Here is a 15,341-nt window from a genome sequence, read left to right on the forward strand (position 1 = left end):
ACTTTTTACTGATAATCATAGCCATGAAGTGCTTTTATTAATTCCGAATAATGTCCTTGTGCTGCCGCTTTAGCCTGTACATAGTTCACTTGAGAAGTCTGCCGGTAAGTCTGCGCGTCGATAACTTCCACAACGGACACCTTTCCTTCATTGTAACGCTCCACAGCTTTGGCTTCATTTTCTTCTGCTTTTGCCAGTGAGCTTTCACTTAACCGGACGCGCTCGATGGCTTGTGATAATGCCTTACGCGCCACACCGATTTCCAGTTCCACCTGATCCATCACCTTGTTCAGGTTATCTTCTGCCATGCCGATACGAAAAGAAGAAGCACGCTTCTCGCTTTTCCGCTTTCCCCATTCAAAAATAGGAACGGATACTTTCGCATAAACGGCATAGTTAGGGTCTAAATCTTTTTTGAAATTATAACCGGGAGAAGAGTAACTGCCGTCTATCCCTACATAAAACTGGGGTTTGAACTGCGAGTCATTCAACTTTTTGGAACTTTCGGCTATGCGGATATGGTCATACGCCATTTGGATTTCAGGGCGACCTGTACCCGTAGACAACCATATGGAATCGCTGACGGTTACCGTCGGTATCTGTGAATCCAGTTCCGTCATATGTTCCAGTTGAACTCCAATCATGGAATTCAATGCCATTCTGCCTGTTTCAAAGTTACTCTGCGCCTGAAGCAGTTGATATTCAGCTTCATTCAGTTTCACTTCCGCCATGAGTAAGTCCTGCGGGTCTACCAACCCTACCTCTACCCTCTCCTTAATCGTCTTTACCAAAGCAGCTATCGAATTACGAAAATCTTCGGCTACGGACACAATCTCCTGCCTGGCTACGGCACTCCAGTATTGCATATCCGTTTGATAGCAGACTACGTCATTCAGCACTTTCGCCTGATTGCCGGCAAGGGACTGCTGATGCTGTGCCATACGGATAGATTCAAGTACACGCCCGCCTGTATAGACCGGTTGCAGGATGGAAAGCGAAGCTCCGTAGTTCAATTGCTTTCCTTCCACTGTCTTGGACAATCCCATGGAAGGGACATCCAAAGTTAATTCCAACGGATTGCCCGTATATTGAAAATTAGCAGTTCCCGAAAGTTTCGGTTTTAAATCCGCACGTGCGGATTTCTCTATTTCCACACTGGCAGCAATATTCTTTTCTGCCGCTTTCAAGTCATGGTTGTAGTCCAGTGCCATCATCCGGTATTTCTCCAGTAAGAGGCTTTGTTGCGCAAAAGCGGGTAAAGACAAAAAAGCGCAACAATAAAACAACGGATAAAATATTCTCTTTTTCATTTTTATTTTCCTTTTACTTTGTAGAACATGGCATACAGTGCAGGAGTGACAAACAGCGTCAGCCCTGTAGCAAACGTCAGTCCGAAGATAATGGTGGCAGCCATTCCACCGAACGCTACATCAAACAGCAGGGGTACCATACCGAAAATGGTTGTTGTAGCCGCCATCAATACCGGACGGGTTCGGGAAACCGTAGCCTCAACAATAGAGGTATACAGGTCGATTCCACTCCGATGCTGTACATTTATTTCATCAATCAACACGATTACATTCTTGATAATCATCCCGAGCAATCCCAGCCATCCGGCTATCGGGAAGAAACCGAAATCAAAACCTGTCAGCAGCATACCGACAGCGATACCGATCAAGGAAAGGGGCAAGATGCAAATGATAATAACCGGTTCGCGGAAGTTGCCGAACAATGCGACCAAAATAAGAACCAATGCGAGAAATGCCAACGGGAAATATTTGGCAATGGCTTGCATTGCTTCTCCCTGATCTTTATACTGGGCGTCCCAAAAGAAAGTATAGCCTTCGGGAAGCTGCATTTTTTCAATTTCCTCCCGGATTTCTCCATGTACTTCCGCCATCGTATGTCCCGGTTTTACACCACACATGGCAGCCATCGAAAGTTGCCGGTTGTAGGTTCGTATCTGTGGAAATTCCCAGGTTGTTTCTATCTGTTCAGCCACTTGCGAAAGCGGAGCCGATCTTTCTCCGTTCCAAATAGAGAAATCTCCTAAAGAGTTGGCATCGGTTATATCGACATTGCCCGACTTCAACAGTACAGGCACTTTCTTTTCATCATCCCGGTAAATGCCGACAGGTAGTCCATCATTGATAGACTTCACCGATTCCATCATGGAAGCTTTGGTAATCCCCAACGCCCCGGCCTTCACCGGATCGTACACCGGACGGATGACCATCGTCATATTTCCCCATTCATTACGGGCATCCGCGACTTTGAGATTACGCCGCATCACTTCTATCGCTTGTCCGACCAATGAATCAAGTACGGCAGGATCAGGGCCTAAGAAGCGGGCTTCAATGACAGCTTCCGTCAACGGGCTTAGTTCAAACTTGTTTACTTTTATCAACGGTTCCGGAAACTTGAACGAAATCGAGTCCTGCAAGCGGGCATGCAACTGACGGGATAGTTTCGAAGTCTTGCATTTTACCAATATCTGCGCATAATTGGACTGGGGGCCGAACGATACGTTAGACAAATAATAACGTGGCGGTGTTCTTCCGATATAGGTGGATACCATTTCCGTTTCTTCCTGTCCGCGAATAAAGTCTGCCATTTCCATTACCATCTGATCCGTTTCCTCTATCCGTGTCCCTTCGGGCAACCACATATCCAATGTAAAATACTGTTTATCCAAGGCAGGTACAAACACTTTCGGGATAAACTTAAAGCTCCAGGCCGCTACTACCAACATCACAACCATACATCCTACGGTTGCATACCGATGATTAATCACCCATCCCAAGGCTGAACGGAACTTATTATAATACTTGCCGGAAAAAAGAACAGCCTTAAGTTCGTCGGGTCTTGGCCGACGGACAAACTCCTGAATAAAGAAAGGAGTCTGCGTCAGCGCAAAGACCCAACTGAACATCAGCGAAACGCCGATAACTACAACTAAGGATGACAACAACTCGCCGGTAATATGCGGCGAATAATATATAGGTAAAAAGGTTAAAATCGCAATAACAGTTGCCGCAAGTAATGGTAACGCTGTGGCAGAACAAGCTCTCAATATAGCCACCCGCTTACGCATTCCACGCTGCATATTTACCAATACCGAGTCGGAAACTACAATGGCATTATCTACCAACATTCCCATGGCAATGATAATAGCTGCCAACGACATACGCTGCAAGGCGATTCCCTGTGTCAGCATGACTATCAATGTGGCTAGAATGGAAAAGACCAGTCCACTGCCAATCAGGATACCATTTTTGAACCCTATAAAAAAGAGTAGAATAGCAATTACGGTTACAACGGAAATTATCAGGTTCCAGATAAATCCCTGATTAGCTACGGCGGATTCATATCCTTGGTCATAAATCGTTTGCAGTTCAAAGCCTTCGGGCATTGTCTCCGAGAATTGTTCTATCTTTATTTGAACCGCATCCGCCATATCTACCACATTACCTGTGGGAACGGTAGAAATAGCCACTCCTACCGCAGGCTTTCCATCAATCCTCATCTTATTGCCCGGTGGTGTCTGGTAACTTTCTTTTATTTCGGCAACATCCGCCAACCGGAAGTGTTCTCCTGTACGGGATACAATCGTCAGATTCCGTATATCATCCAAAGAATAAAAGTTTCCGGTAGATTCGATACGTATTCTGTTTACTCCGGCGTCTATACCGCCGGCATCCACCACCCGGTTCTGCGCTTCGAAGGCACGGGAAATATCGGCTGTGGTAATGCCGCTTCGCGCCATCACAGACGGACTAAGGATAACATCAATCGTAGGCGGCTGTACACCGTAGATTTCCACCTTCGCCACGTCTTTCACTTTCAGCAGTTCATTCTTGACAAGCTTTGCCTGATCTTCCAGTTCCCGATAAGAATGCCCTTCTCCGGTCAATCCATAGAAAACTCCCAGCACGTCACCAAAGTCATCATTGACTACCGACGGCCCTGCTCCGGCAGGAAGTTTCGACTGTACATCATTGACTTTCCGGCGAAGTTTATCCCATAACTGTTGCATTTCATCCGCACGGATTTCTTTTTTCACATAGACTGTTATCTTGGAAAGTCCTGCGCGGTTTTCTGTTTTAAGGTAATATAGTTCTCCCAAGGACTGTATGGATTCTTCCAATACATCTGTCACCTGCGACTGAACTTCGGTAGGAGAAGCTCCCGGATAAGGAGTCAACACCAGTGCCTGTTTGATTGTAAACGGGGCATCTTCCAACTTTCCCATCTTGACATAGGAAAACAGTCCACCACCCAATACCAGTAGTAACAGCAGAATAGTCACCGACTTCTTCTGCAAGAAATATTTAACGAACTTCATACCCTTTCACTTAGTTTTGAGCAGTTATCGGCTTTTCCTCTTTCTTACCCATGACTTCTACCGGTGTTCCTTCCGACAGGAAGCGCAATTTACTGACAGCCACCGTTTCTCCTGCCTGCAATCCGCCTTTCACTTCGACTTTTCCATTCGGAAGCAATTCACCCAACACGACTTTTTTCTTCGAGACTGTTCCTGTCGTATTATCTACTGCCCAAACATAATCTCCCTCAGCAGGACGATGACTAAGAGCTATTTGCGGTACAGTCACCACTGGAGCAGACGATGCAACAGGAAGGGCAAGTAACATTTTCCCGGAGATACCTGCCGGCCATTCCCCCTGTTTATTAGGTAATAATGCAGTCAGCAGGAAGGAAAGGTTATTCCGGGTAGTACTCTTGGAAACTTCCACCACCTTTGCCGGATACACGGCATCCGAACGAACATCAAAACGGACGCCGACCTCTTTTATCTTTTCGGCCTGCAATGCTATATCTTGTGTGACATAAGCTTCTATCTTCAGTTGTGTAATATCAATGAAAGAAACGACCGGTTGAGTCGCTTTTACATCCTGGAATTTCTCAATATATACTTCTCCCACATATCCGTCGAAAGGAGCAACCAACCGGGTATCATTCAATTCATTCGTTGCTGTCTCGAAAGCTGTTTTGGCAGAGGTATAGTCAGCACGCGCCTTTTCAAAGGCACTAGCTGACAGGTTATTTTTCTCATACAGCGCTTTTATCCGTTCAAACTCTGCTTTTGCCTGATTGTAGATAGCTTCCGCGCGTTCTTTGCGAATACGGAAATCACGGGAATCTATTTCAGCAATAATATCTCCACGATGGTAGAAATTTCCGGCATACACTTCGAAACGGTCAATCGGGCCCCCCACCCTGAAAGATAGCTCTGTTTCCTTGAATGGTTTCGAGATAAACGAGAACTCACGCTCCGAGGAAGGAGTCAGGGTTTCCGCTTCCGCTACTTTTACCCGTACAGGTTCGTCCGCCTTCTTCTCTCCCTTTCCGCAGGAAGCAAACAAGCAAAGGCAAAAAACACATAATGAGAATCTAGTCGTTGTCATTCTATTCTAAATAAGTTATGTTATCAACGACGCGAAAATAGACGAAAAGAGAAAAAATATCCGTTTTTAAATTGCCGGGACGGAAAAAGAAGGGTATGAAACGGAAAAAGAAAGGATGAAATTTTGAGCCTTTTATCGTACTTATGTGTTTCCTTACTATCTTTGCAGCTCGAATTATTTCTACAATATCCATTTATGACTGAAGAAAAAATACATAAAGACCGTACCGGAAGCTGGTGGGCGCTAAGTCCGTTGCTCGTATTCTTATGCCTTTACCTGGTTACTTCCATCCTTGTCAACGACTTTTATAAAGTACCCATCACGGTTGCTTTCCTCGTCTCTTCCTGCTACGCCATCGCCATCACCAAAGGATTGAAACTAGACCAACGTATCTATCAGTTCTCCGTGGGAGCCGCCAATAAGAACATTCTCCTGATGATATGGATATTTATTCTTGCCGGAGCTTTCGCGCATAGCGCCAAGCAGATGGGAGCTATCGACGCGACCGTCAACCTGACACTACATATTCTTCCTGACAACTTGCTGCTGGCAGGTATATTTATCGCCGCCTGTTTTATCTCCCTGTCCATCGGAACGAGTGTAGGCACCATCGTTGCCCTCACCCCTGTTGCTGTCGGACTGGCGGAAAAGACAGAAATAGCCCTGCCTTTTATGGTAGCTGTCGTGGTCGGCGGTTCTTTTTTCGGAGATAACCTGTCGTTTATTTCAGATACCACCATCGCTTCTACGAAAACACAGGAATGCGTCATGCGTGACAAGTTCCGCGTAAACTCCATGATAGTAGTTCCGGCAGCCATCATTGTATTGGGCATCTATATCTTTCAGGGATTATCCATTACCGCTCCCGCACAAATGCAGACAATCGAATGGATAAAAGTTATACCTTATATAATAGTATTAGGAACAGCCGTTGCCGGCATGAATGTGATGCTCGTATTAATTATAGGTATACTGACAAGCGGTATTATCGGTATCGCTACCGGAAGTTTCGGAGTATTCGACTGGTTTGGAGCCATGGGAACCGGAATAACGGGAATGGGAGAATTAATAATCATTACCCTGTTGGCAGGAGGTATGTTGGAAACTATCCGCTACAACGGCGGCATCGACTTTATAATCCGGAAACTTACCCGTCACGTCAACGGCAAGCGAGGGGCGGAATTGAGCATTGCCGCCCTGGTAAGCATTGCCAATCTGTGTACTGCCAACAACACCATCGCCATTATCACGACAGGGCCGATAGCCAGGGATATTGCCCAAAAGTTTCATCTCGACCGCAGAAAAACCGCCAGCATCCTCGATACATTCTCCTGCCTGATACAAGGAATTATTCCTTATGGAGCGCAGATGCTGATTGCGGCGGGACTTGCCAATATCTCCCCTATCAGTATCATCGGTAATCTCTATTATCCTTTTACGATGGGAGCTTGTGCATTGCTCGCTATCCTGTTCCGTTATCCGAGGCGATATTCGTAAAAAAGAAGTGAAATGTTTGTCAATCAAAAGAAAAGCCGTATCTTTGTGCCCGCTATTACGAGATAATGGCATAATTCAAATCAATCATTAAAAACAATTATTTAAAATGGCAACTAGAATCAGATTGCAGAGACACGGACGTAAAAGTTACGCGTTCTATTCAATTGTAATTGCAGACAGCAGAGCACCACGTGATGGTAAATTTATTGAGAAGATTGGTACTTACAACCCTAACACCAATCCTGCTACAGTAGATTTGAATTTCGACGCTGCATTGGCATGGGTACTGAAAGGTGCACAACCAAGCGACACTGTACGTAACATCCTTTCCCGTGAAGGAGTTTACATGAAGAAACATCTTATGGGCGGTGTAGCAAAAGGCGCATTCGGAGAAGCAGAAGCAGATGCTAAATTCGAAGCTTGGAAAAACAACAAACAGTCAGGTCTGGCTGCTTTGAAGGCTAAACAAGACGAAGCAAAGAAAGCTGAAGCTAAAGCACGTCTGGAAGCAGAAAAGAAAATCAACGAAGTGAAAGCAAAAGCACTCGCTGAAAAGAAAGCTGCTGAAGCTGCTGAAAAAGCTGCTGCTGAAGCACCCGCAGAAGAAGTTGCAGCTCCGGCTGAAGAAGCTCCTGCAACAGAAGCTGCTGCTGAATAATTTTCGGCAGGTTCCGAATAAGAAATCAGGAAAAAGCTATAAATCCTCTCCGGTTCGCCGGAGGGGATTTTTTCATTTTATGCTATAAAACATAGTAAATAATTAGTTTCATTCAGAATAAAATGCCTTTCTTTGCATCAGCATAGTTCAGCACAGTTATCTTTATAAAAACTAATATGAAACGAACTGATAGGAAAGCAACATTCGGACAGCAGTCTAGCAAGGTTACGCAGTTGGCGGACACACTTAGCCAGGCTATTTCCAGGAAAGAATTTCTTGAAGGAGATTCTTTGCCTTCTATCAATCAGCTGAGTGCACAATACGGGGTATCGCGCGATACGGTATTCAAGGCCTTCCTTGATTTACGCGAACGGGGACTGATTGACTCCACCCCCGGGAAAGGATACTATGTGACGAGTCAGGTAACAAATGTTTTACTGCTCCTCGACCAATACACCCCGTTTAAAGAAGCATTATACAACAGTTTCGTCAAGCATCTGCCTATCAATTATAAGGTAGACCTGCTGTTCCATCAATACAATGAACGGTTGTTTAATACCATCATCCGTGAATCCATAGGAAAGTACAATAAATATATAGTGATGAATTTCGATAATGAAAAATTCAGCACGGCATTAAACAAGATCAATCCTGCCAGACTATTACTACTTGACTTCGGCAAATTCCAGAAAAACAAGTATTTTTATATCTGCCAGGACTTCGATGAATCATTCTATCAGGCATTATTGACACTGAAAGAAAGGATGCACAAGTACCGCCAAATTGTTTTCCTGTTCTCCAAAGGACTGAAGCACCCGCAAAGCAGCAAAGATTATTTCATCCGCTTTTGCAAAGAACAAGGATTCTTATATGAGATACAGGAAGATATTGAAAATTTGGTGGTACGAAAAGAAACTGCCTACATTGCCATCAAACAACAAGATGTGGTAAAGGCAGTGAAACAAGGAAGATTGGAAGGACTGAAATGCGGAAAAGATTTCGGCCTGCTGGCATACAATGATATTCCTTCTTACGAAGTTATTGATGAAGGAATCACCTCATTGAGTATCGACTGGGAAATGATGGGAAACGAAGCCGCAAACTTCGTCCTTAATGATACGCCTATACAGAAGTACCTGCCTACTGAAGTCAGACTTCGAAAGTCACTCTAATTTTTTTTGCCAACCAATCAGCACAGTTCAGCACAGATATTAATTAACTATATAATTAAAAAGAAACAATGAAAAAGTATCCGAAAATCGGGATTCGTCCCACTATCGACGGTCGCCAGGGTGGCGTTCGTGAAAGCCTTGAAGAAAAGACAATGAATCTGGCTAAAGCAGTAGCCGAATTAATCAGCAGCAATCTGAGAAACGGTGACGGAAGTCCCGTGGAATGTGTTATTGCCGACAGTACTATCGGTCGTGTAGCCGAAAGCGCGGCTTGTGCTGAAAAGTTCGAAAGAGAAGGTGTAGGCTCTACTATCACTGTCACTTCCTGCTGGTGCTATGGCGCTGAAACGATGGACATGAACCCTCATTACCCGAAAGCCGTTTGGGGATTCAACGGAACAGAACGTCCGGGCGCTGTATATTTGGCAGCCGTATTGGCAGGACACGCACAAAAAGGTCTTCCTGCATTCGGCATCTACGGACATGACGTTCAAGATTTGGATGATAACACCATTCCTGAAGATGTAGCGGAAAAGATTCTTCGTTTTGCACGCGCCGCACAGGCAGTAGCCACCATGAGAGGTAAATCCTACTTGTCTATGGGTAGCGTATCTATGGGTATCGCTGGTTCAATCGTTAATCCTGATTTCTTCCAGGAATATCTGGGTATGCGTAACGAATCCATCGACCTTACAGAAATCATCCGCCGTATGGACGAAGGCATCTACGACCACGAAGAATATGCGAAAGCAATGGCATGGACAGAGAAAAACTGCAAGGCAAACGAGGGAGATGACTTCAAGAACCGCCCTGAAAAGCGCAAAAGCCGTGAACAGAAAGATGCTGACTGGGAATTTATCGTAAAAATAACAATTATCATGCGCGACCTGATGATTGGCAACCCCAAACTGAAAGAGATAGGATTCAAAGAAGAAGCTTTGGGACACAATGCCATCGCAGCCGGCTTCCAGGGACAACGCCAATGGACAGACTTCTATCCGAACGGTGACTATCCCGAAGCTCTGCTCAATACTTCTTTCGATTGGAACGGTATCCGCGAAGCATTCGTTGTAGCTACCGAAAACGATGCTTGCAACGGTGTAGCTATGCTGTTCGGACACCTGCTGACCAACCGTGCACAGATATTCTCCGACGTACGTACTTACTGGAGCCCTGAAGCCGTAAAACGTGTGACCGGCAAAGAATTGACAGGTCTGGCAGCCAATGGTATCATCCACCTTATCAACTCTGGTGCAACCACTCTTGATGGCTCCGGTCAATCATCTGACGCAGAAGGCCATCCGGTAATGAAAGAGCCATGGAACCTGACTGATGCAGATGTAGAAAACTGTCTGAAAGCAACTACCTGGTATCCGGCAGACCGTGACTACTTCCGTGGCGGTGGTTTCTCTTCCAACTTCCTGTCAAAAGGCGGTATGCCTGTCACTATGATGCGTCTGAATCTGATTAAAGGTCTCGGCCCTGTCCTGCAAATCGCAGAAGGATGGACCGTTGAAATCGACCCGGAAATCCACCAGAAACTGAATATGCGTACAGACCCGACATGGCCTACCACTTGGTTTGTTCCCCGTCTGTGCGACAAATCAGCTTTCAAAGATGTATATTCAGTAATGAATAACTGGGGAGCTAATCACGGTGCTATCAGCTACGGACATATCGGTCAGGACTTAATCACTCTTGCTTCCATGCTCCGCATTCCGGTATGCATGCACAACGTGGAAGACAACGAAATCTTCCGCCCGGCTGCATGGAATGCATTCGGTATGGACAAGGAAGGAGCGGATTACAGAGCTTGTACCACTTACGGCCCTATCTACAAATAATCTTAATTCAGACAAAAGAACATAAGGACAAAAGATGAAACAACTTCAATAAACGGCTATAAATAACTTTATTAGCGCAGACCTTATGTTCTTTTGTTCTTATGTCTAAATAAAAACAATTTCGACCATCTAATTATATTTTTTTATCTTTGCAATTATGATTACCAACGAACATATCGAACTGTTCATCGAACAAGCACATCGCTACGGAAACGCAAAACTGATGCTTTGCAGTAGCGGCAACCTGTCTTGGCGAATCGGCGAAGAAGCTCTGATTTCCGGCACTGGTTCCTGGGTTCCTACCCTTTACAAAGAGAAAGTTTCCATCTGCAATATCGCAAGCGGAACACCGACTAATGGTGTAAAACCTTCCATGGAAAGCACCTTTCACCTGGGTATTCTCCGCGAACGCCCTGACGTCAATGTGGTTCTCCACTTCCAGTCGGAATATGCGACAGCTATCTCCTGCATGAAAAACAAGCCGACTAATTTCAACGTAACAGCAGAAATTCCCTGTCATGTAGGTTCGGAGATTCCTATCATTCCTTACTACCGTCCGGGTTCCCCCGAACTGGCCAAGGCAGTAGTGGAAGCGATGTTAAACCACAACTCCGTCTTACTGACCAACCACGGACAAGTGGTATGCGGAAAAGACTTCGACCAAGTCTATGAACGTGCCACCTTCTTCGAAATGGCTTGCCGCATTATCGTCCAGTCCGGCGGTGATTATTCAGTACTGACACCGGCTGAAATAGAAGACCTGGAGATCTACGTGTTAGGAAAGAAAACAAAATAGTATCCGGGAATACATAGCATGAAAAATATCTGTAAAAACACATATCTGGCAGCAGACTTTGGCGGAGGAAGCGGACGAATTATCGCCGGCTTTCTTCACCAAGGAAAGCTGGAACTGGAAGAAGTCCACCGTTTCCCGAACCGTCAGGTTAAACTCGGAAATCATATCTACTGGGACTTCCCTGCCCTCTTCGAGGACATGAAAACCGGATTAAAACTAGCCGCGCAAAAGGGATATGCCGTCAAAGGAATCGGTATTGACACTTGGGGAGTAGACTTCGGACTGATTGACAAACACGGAAATCTACTGGGAAATCCGGTTTGTTACCGGGATGCACGGACAGACGGAATACCGGCAGAAGTATTCAAGACTTTAGACGAACAACAACACTATGCCGACACCGGAATACAGGTGATGGCTATCAACACGCTGTTCCAACTATACAGTATGAAACTGAATCAAGAGGTGCAACTGGACGTTGCCCGTCAGCTCTTATTCATGCCCGACCTTTTCAGCTATTTCCTGACAGGAGTAGCTAACAACGAATATTGCATCGCCTCTACATCCGAATTGCTTGATGCACGCCAGCGAAACTGGTCTACATCTACCATCCGCACTCTCGGACTTCCTGAACATCTGTTCGGAGAAATCATCTTCCCGGGAACAATCAGAGGAACACTCAAAGAGGATATTGCCCGGGAAACTGGATTAGGTTCTGTAGATGTCATTGCGGTAGGTTCCCATGACACAGCAAGCGCTGTGGCAGCCGTTCCTGCTACGGAATATCCCATCGCATTCCTAAGTTCCGGCACCTGGTCACTGTTAGGAGTCGAAGTAGACGAACCTATATTGACAGAAGAAGCACGCCAGGCCCAATTCACCAATGAAGGCGGTGTGGGAGGACGTATCCGGTTCTTGCAAAATATCACGGGATTGTGGATTCTGCAACGCCTGATGAATGAATGGAAAGCGCGTGGCGAAGAACAAGACTACGATATCATCATTCCGCAAGCCGCTGAAGCAGAAATCGACACTATCATCCCGGTAGATGACGCAGTATTTATGAACCCTGAAAATATGGAGACTGCCCTCACCGATTATTGTCGGGAACATAAACTTCAGATTCCCCGGCATAAGGCAGAAATGGTGAAATGTGTGCTCCAATCATTAGCCTTCAAATATCGACAGGCAGTAGAACAGCTTAACCGTTGTCTCCCCTCCCCGATCTGCCAACTGAACATCATCGGCGGTGGTTCGCAAAATAAACTTCTCAATCAACTGACAGCCGACGAACTCGGTATTCCCGTATATGCCGGCCCGGTAGAAGCTACTGCGATAGGAAACATCCTGACGCAAGCCATGGCAAAAGGTGAGATTGCCGATCTTCGTGAATTAAGAGAAATTGTCACTCACAGCGTTACACCGCAAGTATATTATCCTAAAAAATAGAAGCATATGGAAACATCCAAAACCGGTTATCAGGTTCAATCTTACAACGTTCCCGTCAAACGTTACTGCCAAACGCTCGATTTGCGCGATTCCCCGGAATTAATAGCCGAATATCGCAAAAGGCACAGCGAAACGGAAGCGTGGCCTGAAATCCTTGCCGGCATCCGGGAAGTAGGCATCCTCGAAATGGAAATCTACATTCTCGGCACCCGCCTGTTTATGATTGTCGAAACTCCCGTTGATTTCGACTGGGACACGGCAATGGCACGTCTGAACACTCTTCCCCGCCAACAGGAATGGGAAGAATACATGGCTATATTCCAGCAAGCCGATCCCGGAATGAGTTCCGCAGAAAAATGGAAACCGATGGAAAGAATGTTCCACTTATATAATACCTAAAAAATATCAAGAACGACCATGAAACACACTAAGCAGTCCATTATCTCAAAAGATGGCATCAGTTATCTTATACCCTTTATTCTCATTACCTCTTGTTTTGCGTTATGGGGATTTGCAAACGATATTACCAATCCGATGGTGAAAGCATTTTCCAAAATCTTTCGGATGAGCGCTACTGACGGAGCATTGGTACAGGTGGCCTTTTATGGCGGCTACTTTGCCATGGCTTTCCCTGCGGCCATGTTCATCCGCAAATACTCATACAAAGCCGGCGTCCTGCTGGGACTTGGAATGTATGCATTCGGAGCCTTCTTATTCTTCCCCGCCAAAATGACGGGAGAATATTACCCGTTCCTGATTGCTTACTTTATCCTTACCTGCGGACTCTCTTTCCTGGAAACGAGCTGTAATCCGTATATCCTCTCTATGGGAACGGAAGAGACTGCCACCCGCCGCCTGAACCTCGCGCAGTCCTTCAATCCGATGGGTTCGCTCCTCGGAATGTATGTAGCCATGCAATTTATCCAAGCCAAGCTGCACCCGATGGATACCGCCGACCGCGCCCTGCTCAACGACAGTGAATTTCAAGCTATCAAGGAAAGCGACCTCGCCGTCCTGATTGCCCCTTATCTTATTATCGGGCTGGTCATCGTAGCCATGTTACTCCTGATCCGGTTTATCAAAATGCCGAAGAACGGAGATCAGAATCACAAAATAGACTTCTTCCCGACATTAAAACGTATCTTTACCGAAACACGTTATCGCGAAGGGGTGATTGCCCAATTCTTCTATGTAGGCGCGCAAATCATGTGCTGGACTTTCATTATCCAATACGGCACACGCCTGTTTATGTCACCGGAATTCGGAATGGATGAGAAGAGCGCTGAAGTCCTCTCGCAGCAATATAACATCATAGCCATGGTTATCTTCTGTATCAGCCGCTTCATCTGTACCTTCATCCTGCGTTATCTCAATGCCGGAAAGTTACTGATGATACTTGCCATCTTCGGTGGTATGTTCACATTAGGTACCATCTTCCTTCAGAATATCTTCGGGCTCTACTGCCTGGTTGCAGTTTCCGCCTGTATGTCACTAATGTTCCCCACCATTTACGGCATTGCGCTGAAAGGCATGGGAGACGACGCCAAATTCGGTGCAGCCGGCCTTATCATGGCCATTCTTGGCGGTTCTATTCTTCCCCCGCTGCAAGCATGCATCATTGACATGAAAGAAATCGGATGTCTGCCTGCCGTCAATGTTTCATTCATTTTACCCTTTATCTGCTTCCTTGTGATTAGCGGTTACGGTTATCGTACACTGAAAAGAAACTGGTAAAAAACAGACTTAAAAATAGTGACGCTATCCACTCGTGATACCGTCACTATCCCACTCATATAGTGACGCCATCCGCAGCGGATAGCGTCACTATTTTATTTTCCCTTTTTTAAGAAACAATTCTTTTTTTCTTTGTATCTCAATTTATTTCTCTACATTTGTCATTCAGTTTCCAACAATTTGTTAACCCAATGACCCAGAAACAAAACGACATACTTTTAGCACATCAATTCGAAACAATATTCTCCGGATACTATTCGGCGGTGAAATACTTCGCCCTTATGCTCCTGAAATCCGAAGCGGACGCGGAAGATATTACTCAGGACGTTTTCACAAAATTATGGACACAACCGCAAATATGGACTGACCGGGATAGCGCAGAGATATCCAATTATATCTTTGCCATGACCAAACACATTACCATCAACTTCATCAAACACAAGAGAATAGTAGAAGAATATCAAGAAAGTGTAATCGAGAAAAGCCTCATCGAGGAACTTTTCCAAACAGATGACACACTCGAACCCATCTATTATAAGGAAGCGGAATTATTGGTACGCCTTGTCCTGAGCCGCCTTCCCGAACGCCGGAGAGAAATCTTCGTGTTAAGCCGCTTTAAGAATATGAGCAATCAGGAGATTGCCGAAAAACTGAATATTTCCGTCCGTACAGTAGAGCATCAGATATACCGTACCATGCTCGAATTAAAAAAAATCATTTTTATTGCATTTTTTTTCCATTTCGTGTAAGTAGTTCGTCCGCTTC

At 45.4% G+C, this 15,341-nt stretch carries 12 protein-coding genes; 9 read left to right on the forward strand and 3 right to left on the reverse strand.

The features are described from left to right. Nucleotides 1–5: 5 nt before the first annotated feature. Genes BQ7997_RS11440 through BQ7997_RS11450 form a run of 3 tightly spaced genes read right to left on the reverse strand, consistent with a single transcriptional unit; the run spans nucleotide 6 to nucleotide 5,426 of the window. Nucleotides 6–1,310, reverse strand: a complete 1,305-nt coding sequence (locus tag BQ7997_RS11440) for a TolC family protein (protein ID WP_073346351.1) — start codon at nucleotides 1,308–1,310, stop codon at nucleotides 6–8. A gap of 2 nt (nucleotides 1,311–1,312) precedes the next feature. Continuing rightward, nucleotides 1,313–4,345: an efflux RND transporter permease subunit gene (locus tag BQ7997_RS11445; RefSeq protein ID WP_073346354.1), complete on the reverse strand. Its 3,033-nt coding sequence runs from the start codon at nucleotides 4,343–4,345 to the stop codon at nucleotides 1,313–1,315. A gap of 10 nt (nucleotides 4,346–4,355) precedes the next feature. Then, nucleotides 4,356–5,426: an efflux RND transporter periplasmic adaptor subunit gene (locus tag BQ7997_RS11450; RefSeq protein WP_073346356.1), complete on the reverse strand. Its 1,071-nt coding sequence runs from the start codon at nucleotides 5,424–5,426 to the stop codon at nucleotides 4,356–4,358. A gap of 195 nt (nucleotides 5,427–5,621) precedes the next feature. Between BQ7997_RS11450 and BQ7997_RS11460 the strand changes: the two genes are divergently transcribed. The 9 genes from BQ7997_RS11460 to BQ7997_RS11500 all read left to right on the forward strand — a co-directional run bounded on the left by BQ7997_RS11460 (nucleotide 5,622) and on the right by BQ7997_RS11500 (nucleotide 15,325). Then, a complete protein-coding gene (locus tag BQ7997_RS11460) occupies nucleotides 5,622–6,923 on the forward strand; it encodes a Na+/H+ antiporter NhaC family protein (RefSeq protein ID WP_044654312.1) in 1,302 nt (433 codons plus the stop codon). A 106-nt stretch (nucleotides 6,924–7,029) separates the two neighbouring features. Next, complete coding sequence (locus BQ7997_RS11465; protein WP_044654313.1) at nucleotides 7,030–7,581, forward strand: 30S ribosomal protein S16; 552 nt, start codon at nucleotides 7,030–7,032, stop codon at nucleotides 7,579–7,581. 176 nt (nucleotides 7,582–7,757) lie between these two features. Then, the gene (locus BQ7997_RS11470; RefSeq protein ID WP_022137139.1) at nucleotides 7,758–8,753 is read left to right on the forward strand and encodes a GntR family transcriptional regulator; all 996 of its coding nucleotides are present in this window, start codon (nucleotides 7,758–7,760) and stop codon (nucleotides 8,751–8,753) included. Nucleotides 8,754–8,821: 68 nt separating this feature from the next. Then, nucleotides 8,822–10,597 carry an L-fucose isomerase gene (fucI, locus tag BQ7997_RS11475; protein ID WP_073346362.1) on the forward strand — a complete coding sequence of 592 codons (1,776 nt, stop codon included), beginning with the start codon at nucleotides 8,822–8,824 and terminating at the stop codon, nucleotides 10,595–10,597. A gap of 157 nt (nucleotides 10,598–10,754) precedes the next feature. Next, on the forward strand, nucleotides 10,755–11,393 hold the full coding sequence (locus BQ7997_RS11480; RefSeq protein ID WP_022137141.1) for a class II aldolase/adducin family protein: 639 nt from the start codon (nucleotides 10,755–10,757) through the stop codon (nucleotides 11,391–11,393). Between the two features lie 18 nt (nucleotides 11,394–11,411). Further along, a complete protein-coding gene (locus BQ7997_RS11485; protein WP_073346364.1) occupies nucleotides 11,412–12,842 on the forward strand; it encodes a rhamnulokinase in 1,431 nt (476 codons plus the stop codon). Between the two features lie 6 nt (nucleotides 12,843–12,848). Then, a complete protein-coding gene (locus tag BQ7997_RS11490) occupies nucleotides 12,849–13,241 on the forward strand; it encodes an L-rhamnose mutarotase (RefSeq protein WP_044654178.1) in 393 nt (130 codons plus the stop codon). Between the two features lie 18 nt (nucleotides 13,242–13,259). Continuing rightward, entirely contained in the window at nucleotides 13,260–14,576 is a 1,317-nt protein-coding gene (fucP, locus tag BQ7997_RS11495; protein ID WP_073346366.1) for an L-fucose:H+ symporter permease, read from the forward strand. Nucleotides 14,577–14,767: 191 nt separating this feature from the next. Then, complete coding sequence (locus BQ7997_RS11500) at nucleotides 14,768–15,325, forward strand: RNA polymerase sigma-70 factor (RefSeq protein ID WP_044654176.1); 558 nt, start codon at nucleotides 14,768–14,770, stop codon at nucleotides 15,323–15,325. The last annotated feature ends 16 nt before the right edge of the window (nucleotides 15,326–15,341 follow it).

The sequence above is a fragment of the Bacteroides congonensis genome (genome assembly GCF_900130125.1).
GTDB classification, from domain to species: Bacteria; Bacteroidota; Bacteroidia; order Bacteroidales; family Bacteroidaceae; genus Bacteroides; species Bacteroides congonensis.

Excerpts from the sequence above, each read along its gene's own strand:
- BQ7997_RS11440 (WP_073346351.1), bottom strand. The coding sequence starts at position 1,310 with ATGAAAAAGAGAATATTTTATCCGTTGTTTTATTGTTGCGCTTTTTTG.
- BQ7997_RS11445 (WP_073346354.1), bottom strand. The coding sequence starts at position 4,345 with ATGAAGTTCGTTAAATATTTCTTGCAGAAGAAGTCGGTGACTATTCTG.
- BQ7997_RS11450 (WP_073346356.1), bottom strand. The coding sequence starts at position 5,426 with ATGACAACGACTAGATTCTCATTATGTGTTTTTTGCCTTTGCTTGTTT.
- BQ7997_RS11460 (WP_044654312.1), top strand. The coding sequence starts at position 5,622 with ATGACTGAAGAAAAAATACATAAAGACCGTACCGGAAGCTGGTGGGCG.
- BQ7997_RS11465 (WP_044654313.1), top strand. The coding sequence starts at position 7,030 with ATGGCAACTAGAATCAGATTGCAGAGACACGGACGTAAAAGTTACGCG.
- BQ7997_RS11470 (WP_022137139.1), top strand. The coding sequence starts at position 7,758 with ATGAAACGAACTGATAGGAAAGCAACATTCGGACAGCAGTCTAGCAAG.
- fucI (WP_073346362.1), top strand. The coding sequence starts at position 8,822 with ATGAAAAAGTATCCGAAAATCGGGATTCGTCCCACTATCGACGGTCGC.
- BQ7997_RS11480 (WP_022137141.1), top strand. The coding sequence starts at position 10,755 with ATGATTACCAACGAACATATCGAACTGTTCATCGAACAAGCACATCGC.
- BQ7997_RS11485 (WP_073346364.1), top strand. The coding sequence starts at position 11,412 with ATGAAAAATATCTGTAAAAACACATATCTGGCAGCAGACTTTGGCGGA.
- BQ7997_RS11490 (WP_044654178.1), top strand. The coding sequence starts at position 12,849 with ATGGAAACATCCAAAACCGGTTATCAGGTTCAATCTTACAACGTTCCC.
- fucP (WP_073346366.1), top strand. The coding sequence starts at position 13,260 with ATGAAACACACTAAGCAGTCCATTATCTCAAAAGATGGCATCAGTTAT.
- BQ7997_RS11500 (WP_044654176.1), top strand. The coding sequence starts at position 14,768 with ATGACCCAGAAACAAAACGACATACTTTTAGCACATCAATTCGAAACA.